The following is a 16,149-nucleotide window of genomic DNA, read 5'->3' on the forward strand; positions in this document are numbered from 1 at the left end:
GTCAGAGCAGTCCCCGCGCGGTGAGCCAGTAGGACTCGTTGTACGCCAGTTTCGACCAGTGGAGCTTCTCCGAGGGCGGCGCCGGCGACGGCGGATTCTCGTAGTCGAACTCGACGAACGACGCCGCGTCCATCCCCGTCTCGATGAAGCACAGCGTCTTCCCGTCGTAGGTCGCGGTCGCCGGGCGGCCGCGAATCCCGCTGGCGAGGCGCTGCCCGACGACGCCGGCCTGGTAGTGGGCGACGCTGCCCGCGTTCGGGACGCCGGTGTCGGCGGTGTCGCCGAGCGCGTAGACGTTGTCGGCAGCTTCTGCTTCGAGCGTGTGCTTGTCGACGTCGACCCAGCCGTCGTCGCCGAGCCCAGCCTCTTCGATCAGGTCGATGCCGCCGTGGGGTGGAATCGTCACGAGGAGGTCGTAGTCGAGTTCGGTCCCCTCCATCGACGTGATGGTCTCCGCGTCGGGGTCGACCGACTCGGCGTTGAAGAACGTCTCCACCTGGATGTCCCGTTCCTCCATGATGGGGCGGGCCCACTCGGCGATGTGAGGGTTGCCGTGGACGCGTTGGATCGGATACGTATACGTGATATCGACATCCTCGCGGAGGCCGCGCTCGCGGAGCCAGTCGTCGGCCATGAAGACGAATTCGAGTGGTGCCGCCGGACACATGTGGGGCGTCCCGATGACGCTCAACACGAGGTCACCCTCGGTGAACTCCAACAGTTCGTCGCGCAAGTCGGTCGCGCCCGACTCGCTGTAGTAGTTGTGACCGCCCTCCGTGAGGCCCGGAATCTGGTCGGGCTCCAACGTCGAGCCGGTCGCCAGCACGAGGTAGTCGTAGCTGACTGGTGGGGCACTCCCGTGGAACTGGAGCCGCTGGGCCTCGGTGTCGATGTCGGACACGCGGTCGATCCGGAGATCGATTGCGTCGTCGACGAGGTCGTCGAGCGGGCGACGGCCGTCGTCGGGTTCGCGCTGGCCGAACGGCACGTACAGCCAGACCGGCTTATAGACGTGGTCGGGGTCGTCGTTGACGAGCGTGACTCGGACGTCACCGGCGTCGAGTTCGGGTTCGAGTCGGTCGGCGAGGTCGTTCGCGAGGACGGTGCCGCCGGTCCCGCCGCCGACGATAACGACGTGTTCAGTCATGCTTTCTCCACGTAGAACTCGTTGTGGTCGTCGAGCTCTTCGACCGCGAGTAGCTCGTTGCCGGCTTCCTCGGCCCACTCGGGGACGTCGGTGAGCGACTGGTCGTTGTCGCTCAGCAGTCGGATCACGTCCCCGGACTCGGCGCTCCGAATCTTTCCGATGAGGTCCATCAACGGGCCGGGGCATGCTGCGCCTCTGGCATCGACGGTGTCGTCAGGCTCGATGTCAGTCATAGAGAGCTCACAGGCGGCAGTTGGAACTGTCCTATATTAGTATTGTGTGCGAGTTCCAAGTTCCTGAAAATCTGTAGGCCTGGAATGAGCGACCGAGAGGTAATATTGAAATCGTAGAGGAGGAGCGTTCACCGCTCGAACACGAGCGCGTAGTGGTACGGCGGCAACTCGACCTGCCGGTCGAGCGTGAACGCTGCGGCCGGAAGCACGGCTTCTTCAGTTTCTCTCGGCGTCATCCGAAGTTTCGTCGGAGGTCCGCGGGGTTCGGTTCCGACAGTCGTCGTTTCACGTGGGCGGTCATGCCAGTTGACGATGATCAGGCTTCCGCCAGGTTCGATCACCCGGAACGCCTGCTCGACCAACCCCGACTGGTCGTCGACGCCGTGGAACGTGTTTGCCACGACGAGCGTGCTGACTGAGTCGGGGAGGACCCCAGTCAGGTTCCGGGCGTCACCGTGAGTCGGAACGACGTTCTCGATGTCCTGCTGCTCAGCGAGATCATCGAGTTCACCGAGCAGTGACGCATCAAGGTCGATAGCGTAAACAGGCTCAGGGTCGGCAATTCGGGCAGCTGGAAGGGCAAAGTAGCCGCTTCCACAGCCGACTTCGGCGACCGACTCGCCGGATTCGACGCCGAGTTCCCGGAGCGTCGCGCCGGGTGTCGGCCAGAGTTTGCTCCACCAGTCCCAGTCGGGTTGGCCGGTGTTCTGGAAGCGCTCCATCCCTAGCGGGACCCCGACGTATCCACTCCCAGCAGGCGATATAGGAGGCAGACTCGAACGAGGCCAGTCCCGGCGAGAACGAGACCCAGCAGGGCCAGGACTGTGCCAACCACCGTCCCAACTCCAAGCAGCCCTCCGAGTGAGGCCACTCCGACAGCCGCCAAACCCAGCCCGCCACCGATCCGGATTCGGCTGTCTGCCGCACCAATATTGTTCTTCATACCCACAAATACACTATGCTATTACCTAAGTGTTTCCCGACGGCTTCCCCTCACCGCCCAAGCAATCCGGTACAACCGTGCCTGGAGGGGTTACTACCCGAGCTGGGACTGCCACCGTATTGGTAGCTGAGCGTAGACGACGGCGTTGTCGACGAGGACGTCGACCGGAACGTACTCATCCGGCGCGTGAACAGTGTCGGTTCCGAGCGCGAACTCTACGGTCGGGATGCCCGCATTCCGGAGTTTCTTGGCGTCACCACCACCCGTAGCGCTCCGCCGGAAGACGTGATCACCTGTGGCCTCCTCCGCAGTCGACGCGACGGCTTCGACGAGTGGGCTGGCGGGTGCTTCAGCCGTACCGACGCTCCAGGAGACGTCGGCGATTGTGATACCTTCGCAGTCGGCGACGCACTCCCGAATCTCCGCGAGCACATCGGGCGTGTGGACACCTGCGGTCAGTCGCACGTCAACTTCGGCGTGCGCAGACTGCGGGACGGTGTTTATCGCGTCCCCGCCCTCGAGGACGCCGAGATTGATCGAGGGGTACCAGAACAGCTCTCGGGCGGCGGCCTCACCCATCGAGGGGGCGTAGTATTCGACTGACTCCTCGACGATCGGAGCCACGTCAGCGTCGATCTCGAGTCGCTGGGTGCCAAACCGTTCGCGCATCGTCCCGACGGCGTCGTAGAGCCGATCGATGGCATTGACGCCGAGTATTGGGCGGGAGCCGTGGGCCCCCCCACCGCTGGCTTCGAGCGTCAGCCAAATGCTGCCCCGGTCCGCGATTGTGACTGAGTGGCGACCTTCCTCGCAGGTCGGCTCGCCAATCACGCATGCGTCAGCGTCGAGCTCACCAGCGTTCAGTAACGCTGGCAAGCCGGCGTCACCACCCACTTCCTCGTCACTCACGAACGCGAATTGGAGGTCGACAGGTGGCTCAGTGTCGGTGGCCATTAAATAGCAGTGTATGGTCAGACTCACCCGGTAGTCGAACGAGCAGATTCGGCTTTGCTGGACCGACTGCAAAACGCTCTACTTCGACCGGAAGCGGGTCGAGGAATTGTTCGATTCTGTCGACGATTTCGCGCGTGTCGCCGGGCGGGTTCGACGTCTCAACCGCGAGAAGGTCGAGGGCGAGCGCGACCAGTTCCTCTCGGTGGGCTCGCACGTACTCGGTAGGAGTGTCATTACTCATTCAGGAGCGGGTTTGCTGTCGAGCGGTCCTGCCACCGAGAGCGGCGAGAGCCAGTGATGGCCAAGCGTCAGTGCAGAAGCCTGGTTTCCGTCCCGTATCCCGGCCGTTACCAAGTTCGCCACAAACGACGTCATGTTCGTATCGCGCAGCTTTGGTCGGTATCACCAGAAGAGTAAAGCCAATACAAGGCGCCAATCACGCCAGCTGTTAGCGCAGTCACGACGATTCTGACGAGCCCACCACCGAGTGCAGCCGCCGTTCCCCCGGCAGCCGCGGCACCAGCCGTCGGCGCCGCGAAGAGACAGCAGAGACTCAACGCGCCGCCAACACCGAGTAGTCGCCACGGCGGCGTCGACGCATCCTCCGAACTCGCCTCCGTGTCCGAACCAGTCATCGATTAGTCCCTTGTTCGCCTGATTGGCCCAAGTGCGTTTGGGTCGTCACGACCGTCGGTCGCACTGTCAGCACACCTCGCAACGCCGGCGCTGGTAGACCAAGAGCGCGGCGAAGCACGCAACGCTCACGACACCGAGGATTGGGCGGATCGGGTCGAAGTACGTCGAGCGCCGACGAGCTGAACAGCGCGAGCAACACGGCGTTACAGATCGGACAGCCGAACGCCAGGAATCCGCCGATGATTCCACCGGCAGCGAATCGATCGCCAATTGGCTTCTCGGCTAGCGAGCGCTGGTAGACGAACGCGCCGGCGAAGGCAGCGGTCGCGACGAGGAACAGGTAGTCCGCCGGGGTCCGAGAGACCATCCGCACGTAGACCGGGTTCGGCAGCAGGCCGGTCACCGCCCCGAACAGGACAAACACTCCGATGCTCACGCCGACACTCCGGAGCAGACGCGGGCGCGGCAGCGCCGTCATGCACGCCCACCTCCGTCGAGCGAACACGTTTGTGGGTCGCCTGCGCGACCGAGGAAGAAGAGGAGTAGGGCGATTCCGCCGAGTCGAAGGAGGTTGCCGTCGAACGGCAGCGCCGCCATCGCACCGACGAAGCCCAGTGCGCCGAGCACGCCCGCACCACAGCTCGCACAGCCGGCGGCGAGCAGTCCGGGGAGTACGCCGACAATCGTCGACACACTCCGGCGACGTGCGCGCTGGACCAGCGCGAGCGCGTTGGTTACCGCGACACCGGTCAGGACGGCGTACGTGGCGACTAGCGCGAGCCCAAGGTAGCCGGTAGTCAGATACACTTCGCGCGTGAGCGCCGTAACCGCGTAGCCGACATCGGTCAGGTCGGTCGTAAGCACCTGAACCGAGAACTGGGGGAATGAGCTCAACACCAAGACGACGTACGTGGCGAGTGTCACAACGGCGGTAGATAGCAACCGGGCGTCCGACGTGAGCGGATAGCCGAGCGCGTCGCGGAGGTCGCGAGTCCAGTCGCGACTCGTGGCGGTGCGGTTCCCGGTCACGCCTCCATCACCTTCTCGATCGCCTCGGCGAAATTCTCGTAGGGGTGGGCGCCGACGAGCTTTCCAGCCGCCCCGGAGTCACGGTTGTAGAGTACGAACCCGGGCGTCCCCTGGATTCTCGACTCCCGGGCCACGCCGACGTTCGGCTCGATTCGCTCCCGGATCGACACGCCGCGTTCCTCACGGCAGGTCTCGACCGCGGACAGGTCAACGCCAGCTGTCTGTTCGGTGACCGCCGCGAACGTTTCGTCGTCGGCCCAATCCGTGCCGGACTCTGGCTGTTCGGCGAAGACCGCCGCGTGCCAGTTCCAGAACGCGTCCGGGTCGCTGTCGGCGACCTGCGACCACACGCAACGCCCCCAGACCGCCGCTGGCGTGGAGTATTCTCCGATGTTCGGGTAGGGCAGCACGGCCAGGCGCGCGTCGCCGGTGTCGAGGTGCTCTCGGCCGAGTTCTGGGAGTGTCTCCGTCTCGAACTGCTTGCAGAACGGGCACAGATAGTCCGTCCAGTAGTAGATGTCTATCGGCGCGTCGCGTTCACCGGCGATGGGGCGGCCGTCGAGGTCGACGTCGAATCCGGTCGTCCCGGAACCAGCGTGCGTGGTGTCGGGGACGTAGTGCTGTCCGCTCGCACCAGATCGTGATCCCATGTAGGCGACACCACTACCGAACGCGAGCACCGCGCCGCCGGCGATGAGTGCTCTCCGCCGAGTGATATTGCCCTCTTCGTCCATCTATATACAATACCACTTCGCATCGGCTGATAGACGTTGTGGTCCTAATAGAATTCCAAGACCTCCCTCTATGGGCACCTAGACCGCGTTTTCGACTGTCTCAATTATCGAATACGGATCATGTGTGTCATCATTCCGTACCACGACAACGAGCCCGGTCGTCTCCTCGACTGGTACGGTGATGGTGACCAGTGTATCGTACACGCGGACGGTCGCATGCAGCGACTCTCCGTGGTACTCCTCGTAGACTGCAGTGCCGATCGCCTCCAGCTGAATGTGCTCCAGAATCGCCCGGATATCCGACGCTGCGTACTGTGAGGACGCCGCCTCGTCTCGGTACAGGACATCGTACTCGCCATCCTCGTAGGACGCCAGGCCGGCCAGCGTCTCACCGAGATCAGCCTTCAGTGTCGATTCGAGGGATTCAGCGATATCCCCCAGTGAGCGGTTATCCGCGTCAGTAGGCTCATCGGTCATCGTTGGTTCACGCGTGCGCTTCAATCACGGAGCGAAGCTGCGCTTCGTCCTGCATTCCGACGAGTCGTTCCGCCGGCTGGCCGTCAGCGAACAGGACGAGGGTCGGAACCCCCTGGACACCGTACTCTGCGGCGAGTTGCTGATTTGCGTCGATGTCGATCTTCGCTACGGTCGCATCGGTCTCGGCCGCGATCGTTTCGACGATTGGTTCGAGCATCTGGCACGGACCACACCAATCGGCATAGAAGTCGGCAGCACGAGACCGTACTCGGCGACAGTTTCTGACAGCTCGGCGCCGCCGTCGATATGGATCGGTTCGGACGGGCTCTTCGAGGTGGACGCCTCAGAACCGCCCGTTTCAGCCTTGTTTCGAAGCTCCGCCAGTTTCTGTCGACGGATCTCCTCGATATCTTCAGCCATTAGGTGTCCGTTTGAACCGCGCCGCCTCATTTATTTTGTATAACTCGCACAATACTGCCCCAGTGCGGGTTTGAACGATAGGGGTCAGAGACAGGACTCAATCGGCTCCTTCTCGCGATCCTCCAAGTCCCGGCTGTACCGGTCTTCGAACTCCTGAATAAGCTGTCCGATGGCCGCATACCAATCGTTGAGCAATCGCTGCATGTCGTGTGCAACTTCCTCGGATGTCCGCGAACGATACACGTAGTAGTACCCTCCGTGCTCGTAGTTTACTTGCTCCTGAACTACCACGCCGGCCTCAAGGAGTCGAGATATCGAACGATACGCAGTCGAACGTTCACAATCCATTCGATCTGCGACGTCGTCGACGGTAAGACCCTCCTCTGCCTGTTGTAGCAGCTGAAAGACCACCTGATCCCGCTCGTTGAGTCCGTGAATGCAGCCCAGGAGGTCAAGGCACCCCAGATCGCGCTCGAGGTCCTCACGCACTGACGTGGCCACCATATCTAAAAATAGGAAGACAGAGACGATTAAAGCTGTTCCCGAATACTACAATACTCCGATAGCCGATCAGATACTGGAGCCACTCTTTCCCATGGAAATCCGCTTTCGCGAAAGAAGACCCGAAGAGACTTTGTCCTGAAGACCCAAGATAGTACACGAATGGCACTCCCAATCGACCCAAGCCAGATCGACCCTGCGGACATCGGTGAAGAACAGGTAACTCTCGAAATGAGCCACGATGAAGCGATCGAACACGTCCGCGAGGTGTTCACGGACGCGGGTTTCGGCATCCCCGTCGAGTTCTCGCCCTCCGAGATGCTCAACGAGAAGGTCGACGCCGGCCGCGACCCCTACTACGTGCTGGGGGCGTGCAACCCCGAAGTCGCCGACCGCGCGCTGGACGCAACCGACAACCAACTCGGTGCACTGATGCCGTGCAACGTCGTCGTTTGGGAAGAAGAACCGGGCAAGCAGGTCGTCTATCACGTCTCCATCATGCGCATCGCCCGCCTCATCGGGATAGCGTCCGACGACGACGAGATGGCAGACATCGTCGCCGACACCGGCGAACTCGTCGACGAGGCGTTCGCGAACCTCTAAGATGGGACATCACACGTTCGACGCCGACCGCGCTGACAAACTCGAAGAGGCACAGCGACGGTACCGGTCCCTCTCCGCGGAGGAACTCCTCTGGGCGCTCTCTCCAGATGGAGACGAAACGGTCGCAGATCTGGGCAGCGGGACCGGGTTCTACACCGACGACGTCGCACCGACTGTCGACCACGTGTACGCCGTCGACATTCAGGATGCGATGCACGACTACTACCGGGAGAAAGGCGTCCCCGAGAACGTCGACCTCGTGACGAGTGGCGTGGACGACCTCCCACTCGATTCCGACAGTCTCGACGCGGCGTTCTCGACGATGACCTACCACGAGTTCGCGAACGAACAGGCGTTGAGCGAACTCAGTCGCGTGCTCGCCTCACAGGGGACGCTCGTTATCGTGGACTGGGCAGCTTCCGGAAGTGGGTCTCACGGCCCACCCGTTGACGAGCGGTATTCCGCCACCGAGACGGCGAACGCGCTCCGCCAGCATGGATTCACAGTCGAATTCGAAGCGCTCCGGCCAGAAACGTTTCTGGTAACGGCATCAGCCGAATAAGTGAAAGAACACCCGAACGGCACGTGAGCACCAGATTGACCTGTAGCGGCGGAGACGTGGCTGAGAATCATCCTCTCCGGTGTGAAGGGCCGGTCGCGGACTCGAACGAACTCAGAAGACCATTATCAGTTGCATACGAATGGAGAATATGACCGGTGACGTTGGAGTCCATCTGGACTCGACGCTATTCCTAGATTCACAACCCATCGAGATACTACACATCGAGGACGACCCAAGCTTCGCTGATCTTGTCGCGACCTTCCTCGAGCGCGAGCAAGACGCGTTTACCGTTCGCACCGAGACCGACCCCCGTGACGCACTTGCGATTCTCGAAGCAGATACCTGTTCAGTGGACTGTATCGTGAGCGATTATGATATGCCGGGTTTGGACGGTTTGGCCGTCTTAGAACGAGTGAGGGAGACCCACCCTGAAATTCCGTTTATCCTCTTTACCGGGAAAGGAAGCGAGGAGATAGCCAGCGAAGCCATCACAGCCGGTGTCACCGACTATCTCCAGAAAGCCGGCGGCACGGAACAGTACAGCGTTCTCGCCAACCGCATCCAGAACGCGGTCGGTGGGTATCGGGCTGAACGATACAACCGTGGTCTTGAAGCCATCGAGACCGCCCAAGACGGGATCAGCATTCTCAACGAAGACGGCTACATCGAGTACGCGAACACCGCCTGTGCAGAGATACTCGGCTACACCCGTGAGGAGCTCATCGGTCTCCACTGGGAGACGTTCTATCACGACGACGATATCGATGCCGTCTACGACGTACTCCTCCCAGAAGCACGCGACGGCCGCTGGCACGGAACCACGACGTTCGTCCGAAAGAACGGGAGCGAACTCGACATCGAACATACCCTCTCGTACACAGAGGACGGCTCACTCATCTGCACGCTCAGTCCACAGGCAACGGTTGACGCCGGCGAGTCAAAGCTGTCTGCAAAAGAGCAAGCGATGGACGAAGCGCCCATCGGAATTCTCCTAACCGACCCTCACCAGGAGGATAATCCGATCATCTACGCAAACGACGAATTCACCGACCTGACCGGCTACGGGAAACGAGAGATAATCGGCCGGAACTGCCGATTTCTCCAAGGCGAAGCGACTGAAGACGAACCTGTCCAAACCCTCCGGACTGCGATCGACAGTCGGGAATCGGCGACCGTCGAGTTACGAAACTACCGGAAAGATGGAACTGAGTTCTGGAACCGCGTCCGTGTCGCCCCGCTGTTCGACGACGATGGAGAGTTGGATCTCTTTGTCGGGTTCCAAGATGACGTCACGGACCGCAAACAGTACGAACAGCAGTTACAGTCCCATAGCGCACGACTAGAGGCGCTGTTTGAGCATTCGCCGGATATGTTTGCAGTCCACGACATCGACGGTGTGATTCGGGATGTTAACCAGCGGCTGTGTGACGAACTCGGCTATACCGAATCAGAACTTCTGGGACGGAAGGTCTGGGACATCGATCCAACAGCCGACCCGGAGCGAGCGTCATCGTTCTGGAAGAAACTCCCACCGAATACTCCACACCGATTTGAAGGCCAACTCGAGCGCAAAGACGGGTCGGCGTTCCCCATCGAGGTCCATCTCATCCGGCTCAATTTGGAGGGGAAAGACCGATTCGTGGCGATGGACCGCGACATCAGCGACCAGAAGCGACGCGAACGCGAACTCGTCCAACAGAACGAGCGGCTTGACCGGTTCACGAGTGTCGTGAGCCACGACTTGCGCAACCCGCTGCAAGTCGCGGAGGGACGTCTCGAGTTACTGCGTGAGGACTGCGACAGCGATCACATCGACGATATCGACCATGCGCTGGACCGGATGGATTCACTCATCGAGGACTTGCTGACACTCGCTCAAACTGGCGAGGAAGCGATGACACTTGAGTCCATCCAGTTATCGAATCTTGTTGAAACCATCTGGGAGACAGTATCTGCTACTGATGCGATATTAAGGGTTGAAACCGAACGGACCGTCGAGGCCGACCGCGATCAACTCCGGCAGCTCCTAACTAACCTCCTTCGGAACTCGGTCGAGCACGGCGGGCCAGCCGTGACAGTAACAGTCGGAGACACAGCGAACGGGTTCTATGTCGCCGACGACGGAGCCGGCCTTCCTGAGGCCGCGGGAGAAGACGTGTTTGACGCTGGATATACGACAGCCGACAACGGGACAGGGTTCGGCCTCAGCATCGTCGAGGAAGTCGCTAGCAGGCACGGCTGGACAGTCACAGCCTCTAACGGCGCTTGCGGGGGTGCGCGGTTCGAGATTTCAACCGAGTGAAAACCAGACCGTACTCGGCGTAACCTCGGCTTTCAGAAGTTCCTCAAGAAGCCCTATAGTTATATGTCATTCGCCGGTACAGATATGTTTATATGCCACCCATGCGCCGCCGGTTCCTCGGACAGATAGGCCGCGCTGGCGGGGTGGCCGTTACCGGCATACTCAGTGGGTGCGCCAAGAGTGAACAACCCGAATCAGAATCAGTAACCGTTCGGATCGGGTCGAAGCCGTTCACTGAGCAGAAGATTCTCAGCTACCTCGCCTACGAACGGCTACGGAGAATCGATTGGATTCGTGCCGTCGATGAAATCGGGGCAGGAAACTCGCTATCGAACTGGGAGGCAACAGCATCGGGGGATCAACACCTGTACTGGGAGTACACGGGTACGGCATGGCTGCAGCTCCCGCCTCGCCACGATAGACGGATCACCGACCCCGAGTCACTCTTTGAGCGGGTCCAAGCGGACGCTGATTCCCAGCGACTCCAGTTGGCTGACCCGGCACCGTTCTCGAACGAGTACGTCATCGCTGCCGACGCTCGATGGGCGGAACAGACCGAGATTTCGACCATCAGCGATTTGGCAGCCCATATCCGAAACGGTGGTGATACGCCTGGTGTCGCCGTCAACGAGGAATTCTTTCATCGGCAGGACGGATGGCGTGGACTCGCTTCATATTATGAAATCGAGACTGCGAACGGCGAGCCAATCCAGACCGAACCGTTCATTGTCACGTCGATCGGGCTGACGTACGAACTACTCGAACAGGGTCGCGTGCAGATTACGAGTGGTTTTGCGACTGATCCGCAGCTCAACCGGTCGACAGTTACAGTCCTCGAGGACGACCGCGACTACTTCCTCCCCTACCAACCGGCCCCGACAGCGTATGCTCCGCTCATCGACGAACATCCGGAGGTATTCGAGATTCTCTCCCCTGTTGGTTCAGCACTCGATAAGTCGATAATGCGGAACCTCAACAGCCGGGTCCTCCTCGATGGAGAGCATCCGTTCGCGGTCGCAACACAGTTTTTAGAGGGCGAGGTGCTCGACGATGCGTAGATACCTGTCCTCCCTCCCCGTTCTGGGAACGATCATCGCTGTTGTGCGGTCGTCGTTCCGACGGAAACTTACTACGGCGCTCCTCGTCGTCTTCCTAATCATCAGTATCGGCACAGTCGGACTATATGTACAGGTGGGGGGATTGTTGGAGGACAACGTCGAACAGTCGATGACCGCGGCTGCCGAGACCGAAGCGGACGAATTGCGAGAATGGTGTGGCAAGAACCGACTCGTCGCTCAGCTCCTCTCCGAACATCCGGTCTTCGAGGATGGCGACCACACCGAGGTTCGGGAGTATTTACAGGCACAGCAAGGGGACAGATCTGATACCGAGATCGTTCGGGCATACGTAATTGATCGGCGGAATCAGACTGTTTCGGTCAGTTCAGATGGAGAAATGGGGGACAACCCATCGAAGAACTCGGCTGGACTGAACGGTTCGCCTTCCAGGATTTCGATGACGTGCAGGTGACTGACCCGTATGCAGTACAAAACGAGACGGTTATCGGGTTTATTTCCCCAATTCGTCGGACCCCGGAGCAGTTACTTGTCGTCGAAATCGACACCGCGACTATCTTCGATCGCTTCGAACATCCCGTCGACGGCGGCTTTACGCGAGTGGTCAATTCCAACGGGACGGTCGTGTTCAGTGATGATGCAGCCGCGACGCTCACCCAATACCGCGATGGAAATCGTCGTGCACCGGCAGTCAGCAGTGGCCTGCGGGGGGACTCTGGGTTTACCGAATCACCAGCCTACGAGACCCAGCCTGAGACAGAGGGAGAGTACGTCGCAGCGTATGCTGCGGTTCCGAACACCGACTGGGTCGTCATCGAACACGCACCAGCCAGTGAAGCGTACGTCATAACCCAGCAAGCCCTTCGATGGATCGGTGGAATTGCAGCGTTCACTCTGCTTGCGCTCGTGGGTGTCGTCGGCGTTCTCGGCCGAGATGTGACCGGCGCGCTCTCTCGGCTAACCGACCGGGCAGAGCAGATCGAAGATGGTCAGTACGACGTGGAGTTCGATACCGACCGGCCGGACGAGTTCGGCGACCTCAACCGGACGATAGCCTCGACACGGGATGCCCTCCAGCAGCGCATCGAGGAGATCCGCGAAACACAGACTGAGCTTGAAGCATCGAATGCGAGTCTCGAAGAGCGGTCCGAGATGGTGAACGTGCTGAATCGCATCCTCCGTCACAACGTTCGGAACGAGGTGAACGTCATCACTGGACGAGCTGAATTGGCTGCGTCTCGCATCGACGACGAGGCGGCCCAAGCAGATTTAGAGGCTGTGCAGAATGCTGCGTGGGAACTCAGTACGATTTCGTCACGCACACAGCGCATCAAACAGCTGCTCGCCGAAGAGAACGCCGAGCCAGAACCCGTTGATTTGGACGATGTAGCCTCGAAGTTATCGGGGGTTGATGCCGACACCCGTGCGCAGATGTCGAATTCAACGGTGAGACAAACGACAGAGCTATCCAAGCGACACAGACGTTCCCGACCGCAGTCGCAGATGTTGTCCACCAGATCGCGACGCACATGAAAGGGAAGTTCACGTGGATGTTACGGTCACCGTTACTGACGCTGGAACAGATGAGGAGAGGATTGTTCTCCGAATCGATGACGATGCCGACGGACTCCCCGAATTAGATGTTCAAGCTGTCAACGCAGGCGAGGAGAGCCCGCTCAATCACGCGGAGGGGCTGGCGCTCTGGTGTCTCGAATGGACAGTGACGAAATCTGGTGGGGAACTACATGTCGCTCCCGAGGATACGACTCTCAAAATCAAGCTCCCTACTGCTTCAACCGGCCCGTAGACAGCTATTCGCTATTTTTACTTATTGCTCACAGCGACTATCGGAGTACTAGTTCCTGTATCTCTTGATGGGTGATCCAAGAGTTAACCAACACCTCTGCGTTTGAGGGGGAGTATGTTGGTTAAGTTTTTCAGCGCCCGCGGAGGGGCGGAGGCGCGTTCTGACCTCCGTCGAATAATGACTGAACCCTATCTCACGACGGTCCTCGAGGAAGCCGAGCACGTCGCCGAGCAGCACGATCAGGTCGCCCGAACGACAGACAACCAAGCCCACGAGTACCTCCGATACACCGTTCTTCGGGTGCTTGAAGGCGAGGCGGACCACCTCCCAGCAGACTGGATGCCGGTCGATGGCGTGACCGTCGGCTACGGGAGCGATGAAGCGATGTTCAATAGCTGGGGCTCCAGCGAAGACTGGTGGGAGACCGTCCCGCCGCAGGAGGCGTGTACCCGCTTCCGGGTGTTCTTCCCGGACGACCACCAGACGGTTCCCCGCGATATCGTCGACGTGATGGCCGCACTCGGTGCCTGGCGCGTCTGGACTGGGAGCGCAGCCGCGTGCGGCTCCTACGACCATCGCGAGCGCCGCGAGGTCCATTACCTCTGGCCGGAAGGCCATCCGGTCGAGGAAGTGCTCCACGAGCGGCTCAGTGGCCCTGCGGAAGCCGTCGCTCCCGACGGTGGCCGAACGGGCGATGTTCGCGACCGACTGGTCGTCGACGAGAACGCACAGTCGCAGGACGATCTCGAGCCCCGCACGAAGCGTGCCGTCGCCGAAGCGATGGACGTCTCACTCCTCTCGAAAGGTGGCCGCTACGAGGTGCAGTCCGTGTCCGGCAACAGGTACGAAGTCGACGTCGTCGACGAATCGTGTACCTGTCCCGACTGGCAGCAGCGTTCACCCGAAGGCGGCTGCAAACACCTGCGTCGCGTCGATCACGAGATCAAACGGGGCCGTGTTCCGCGTCCGGATGGCCGACTCCCAGCTGAGCTAGCGGAGTAACTACCCCGAACCAATGGTTACAACATGGGACAGTTGTAGGCGGGCGTTCCCGCGTTATAGACTGTACCGCTCGCCGTCCTCGGGAACGTGTACATCCTCTGTCTCTGCCCGCAGTTCCTCGCGCGACAGCAAGCAATGGTTGATCGCCTCCATGTGGACGACCACTATTTCGGCGTCAGTGGCCTCTCGGACAGCGTTGATGTCCTCGACCCCCATCGTGATGGGTTCGCCCTGATCGAACTGCGCTTCGCCGCCGTTGAGAACCACCAGATCGGGTTCGTACTGGTCAAGTGTCTCCTCGACCGGTTCGTACCAGATCGTGTCCCCGGCGACATACACTGTCTCGTCGCCCTCGAAAACGAAGCCCGAGACCGGACCCATTCCCTCGGCGAGGTCGCCGTGCCCGTGCTGGCCCGGCGTCCGGTGGATTGTGACTCCCTCGAAGGTGGTTTCGTCGTCGACGGGGCGAACATCAGTGAAGCCCTCGTCAGTGAAGGCGTCGGCTTCCTCGGGCTGACAGAACAGCGGCACGTCGGCATCGAGTTCCTCTCTGGCCGCTTCGTCCCAGTGGTCGGGGTGGCGGTGCGTAACGACCACAGCGTCGTAGGTGAGATCAACGTCGGGCAGCGGAACAAGCGGATTCCGATCCTGATTCGCCGTGGTGAGGAACTCCGGAACTGCCGGGTTGTCTGTCACCGTCGGCATCTCGCCCTCCGGCGTGAACATCGGATCCACGAGGAACGTCGTGTCACCGACGTCCAGGAGGATAGTCGCGTTACGAATCAGCTGAACACTCGCACCAGTCGTTGCCATACCCGGCCCTACGAGATTCTTAGGGATGGGATTTACTTCGACATATTCCAACCGTCGAAGAGTTCGACGTGCAGTTTACTGGATGAACTCGATGTCCTCGGGGTCGAGATCCACGTCGAGATCCACGTCGAGCGAATCGGCGGCGAACTGTTGTGCCAGCCACGCTTCCGCTCGGTTGAGACGGTACTGGAACGTCGACCGTGACACACCGACATCTTCAGCGATTTCCGCGACCGATTGCTGCCGTGGCTCTTCGTAGTACCCACGTTCGATTGCAGCTTCAAGCGCAGACTTCTGTTCGGGCGTGAGAGTTTGCTGGACGCGGCCGTCGTCGACCAAGCATGGCGGTGTACCGAGTCGTTCAACAGTCAGCGACAGCCCCTCTCGCAGGTTCGCTCGGACTTCCTCGTGAATTGCTGATACTGTCCCGTCGATAAGCATCCGCCACCGGTATTGGTCACCACGTCGCTCCGTGCGCATTATCAACCCCTCGCCGATGTGCTTCGCCGCGACCAAGGGAATCGACCGTGAACCATCACCTTCCCGCCGAAGCCAGTGAATCTTCCGTGATTCCGCATTCGACGAGAGGATCGTGTATTCGTATTCGGTCACGGGTGCCTCACACATTCCGGTTGTGCCCGGAGAATCTGCGACGCGTTCCAGTGCGTCGTCGAACTCGTCGAGGACAGCAGCGGGGCCGACGATCTTCTCAATACCCCACACCGCCTCGTTGGTCGCACTGATCTCCATCGACCGGGCATACAGATCCGGGTTGTCGATGAAGAGATCCATCACCCCGTCAACCCCCTTCTCGTATTCGACTGTGAAGACGAATTCCCGCATGATACCAGCCGTTCGGGCTTGCTGGATAAAACCTGTTTGACGCAACCCGTGAATCATCTGTGACGAC

The 16,149-nt window shown here is 60.4% G+C and carries 17 protein-coding genes and 3 pseudogenes; 7 read left to right on the forward strand and 13 right to left on the reverse strand.

The features are described 5' to 3' along the window. Position 1: 1 nt before the first annotated feature. From P0592_RS19955 to P0592_RS20005, 11 genes and pseudogenes are all read right to left on the reverse strand, one after another. Positions 2-1,147 carry an NAD(P)/FAD-dependent oxidoreductase gene (locus tag P0592_RS19955; protein WP_276274238.1) on the reverse strand — a complete coding sequence of 382 codons (1,146 nt, stop codon included), beginning with the start codon at positions 1,145-1,147 and terminating at the stop codon, positions 2-4. Beyond that, a complete protein-coding gene (locus P0592_RS19960; protein ID WP_123619645.1) occupies positions 1,144-1,380 on the reverse strand; it encodes a sulfurtransferase TusA family protein in 237 nt (78 codons plus the stop codon). The genes P0592_RS19955 and P0592_RS19960 overlap by 4 nt, the downstream gene beginning before the upstream one ends. A gap of 128 nt (positions 1,381-1,508) precedes the next feature. Continuing rightward, entirely contained in the window at positions 1,509-2,102 is a 594-nt protein-coding gene (locus tag P0592_RS19965) for a class I SAM-dependent methyltransferase (RefSeq protein WP_276274240.1), read from the reverse strand. A gap of 2 nt (positions 2,103-2,104) precedes the next feature. After that, on the reverse strand, positions 2,105-2,329 hold the full coding sequence (locus tag P0592_RS19970) for a YgaP-like transmembrane domain (RefSeq protein ID WP_276274241.1): 225 nt from the start codon (positions 2,327-2,329) through the stop codon (positions 2,105-2,107). Positions 2,330-2,416: 87 nt separating this feature from the next. Then, positions 2,417-3,518: pseudogene (locus P0592_RS19975) on the reverse strand (M20 family metallopeptidase). Between the two features lie 461 nt (positions 3,519-3,979). After that, a pseudogene (locus P0592_RS19980) lies at positions 3,980-4,391 on the reverse strand (hypothetical protein). Then, a complete protein-coding gene (locus P0592_RS19985; protein WP_276274242.1) occupies positions 4,388-4,942 on the reverse strand; it encodes a hypothetical protein in 555 nt (184 codons plus the stop codon). The pseudogene P0592_RS19980 and the gene P0592_RS19985 overlap by 4 nt, the downstream one beginning before the upstream one ends. Then, on the reverse strand, positions 4,939-5,676 hold the full coding sequence (locus P0592_RS19990) for a DsbA family protein (protein WP_276274243.1): 738 nt from the start codon (positions 5,674-5,676) through the stop codon (positions 4,939-4,941). Before P0592_RS19990 ends, P0592_RS19985 begins: the two co-directional genes overlap by 4 nt. Positions 5,677-5,754: 78 nt before the next feature. After that, the gene (locus P0592_RS19995) at positions 5,755-6,153 is read right to left on the reverse strand and encodes a DUF7522 family protein (RefSeq protein ID WP_276274244.1); all 399 of its coding nucleotides are present in this window, start codon (positions 6,151-6,153) and stop codon (positions 5,755-5,757) included. A 7-nt stretch (positions 6,154-6,160) separates the two neighbouring features. Next, a pseudogene (trxA, locus tag P0592_RS20000) lies at positions 6,161-6,573 on the reverse strand (thioredoxin). 84 nt (positions 6,574-6,657) lie between these two features. Continuing rightward, positions 6,658-7,077: a Sta1 family transcriptional regulator gene (locus P0592_RS20005; RefSeq protein ID WP_276274245.1), complete on the reverse strand. Its 420-nt coding sequence runs from the start codon at positions 7,075-7,077 to the stop codon at positions 6,658-6,660. A gap of 159 nt (positions 7,078-7,236) precedes the next feature. On the opposite strand from P0592_RS20005, the gene P0592_RS20010 reads away from it, so the two are divergent. From P0592_RS20010 to P0592_RS20040, 7 genes are all read left to right on the forward strand, one after another. Further along, positions 7,237-7,677: a DUF302 domain-containing protein gene (locus P0592_RS20010; RefSeq protein ID WP_276274246.1), complete on the forward strand. Its 441-nt coding sequence runs from the start codon at positions 7,237-7,239 to the stop codon at positions 7,675-7,677. A gap of 1 nt (position 7,678) precedes the next feature. Further along, positions 7,679-8,239: a class I SAM-dependent methyltransferase gene (locus P0592_RS20015; protein WP_276274247.1), complete on the forward strand. Its 561-nt coding sequence runs from the start codon at positions 7,679-7,681 to the stop codon at positions 8,237-8,239. A gap of 148 nt (positions 8,240-8,387) precedes the next feature. Further along, positions 8,388-10,541 (forward strand): PAS domain S-box protein, encoded by a 2,154-nt coding sequence (locus P0592_RS20020; protein WP_276274248.1) that lies wholly within the window; start codon positions 8,388-8,390, stop codon positions 10,539-10,541. Between the two features lie 92 nt (positions 10,542-10,633). Next, complete coding sequence (locus tag P0592_RS20025) at positions 10,634-11,599, forward strand: ABC transporter substrate-binding protein (protein ID WP_276274249.1); 966 nt, start codon at positions 10,634-10,636, stop codon at positions 11,597-11,599. Continuing rightward, entirely contained in the window at positions 11,592-12,071 is a 480-nt protein-coding gene (locus tag P0592_RS20030; RefSeq protein WP_276274250.1) for a hypothetical protein, read from the forward strand. Before P0592_RS20025 ends, P0592_RS20030 begins: the two co-directional genes overlap by 8 nt. Further along, positions 12,068-13,150, forward strand: a complete 1,083-nt coding sequence (locus P0592_RS20035) for a methyl-accepting chemotaxis protein (protein WP_276274251.1) — start codon at positions 12,068-12,070, stop codon at positions 13,148-13,150. Before P0592_RS20030 ends, P0592_RS20035 begins: the two co-directional genes overlap by 4 nt. 451 nt (positions 13,151-13,601) lie before the next feature. After that, positions 13,602-14,426, forward strand: a complete 825-nt coding sequence (locus P0592_RS20040) for a hypothetical protein (protein ID WP_276274252.1) — start codon at positions 13,602-13,604, stop codon at positions 14,424-14,426. A 54-nt stretch (positions 14,427-14,480) separates the two neighbouring features. Here P0592_RS20040 and P0592_RS20045 read toward each other — a convergent pair whose 3' ends face one another. Both P0592_RS20045 and P0592_RS20050 read right to left on the reverse strand, forming a co-directional pair. After that, positions 14,481-15,239 carry an MBL fold metallo-hydrolase gene (locus P0592_RS20045; RefSeq protein ID WP_276274253.1) on the reverse strand — a complete coding sequence of 253 codons (759 nt, stop codon included), beginning with the start codon at positions 15,237-15,239 and terminating at the stop codon, positions 14,481-14,483. A 75-nt stretch (positions 15,240-15,314) separates the two neighbouring features. Further along, positions 15,315-16,082 (reverse strand): helix-turn-helix domain-containing protein, encoded by a 768-nt coding sequence (locus P0592_RS20050; protein ID WP_276274254.1) that lies wholly within the window; start codon positions 16,080-16,082, stop codon positions 15,315-15,317. Positions 16,083-16,149 lie beyond the last annotated feature (67 nt).

The organism is Haloarcula litorea (assembly GCF_029338195.1).
Taxonomy (GTDB): Archaea; Halobacteriota; Halobacteria; order Halobacteriales; family Haloarculaceae; genus Haloarcula; species Haloarcula litorea.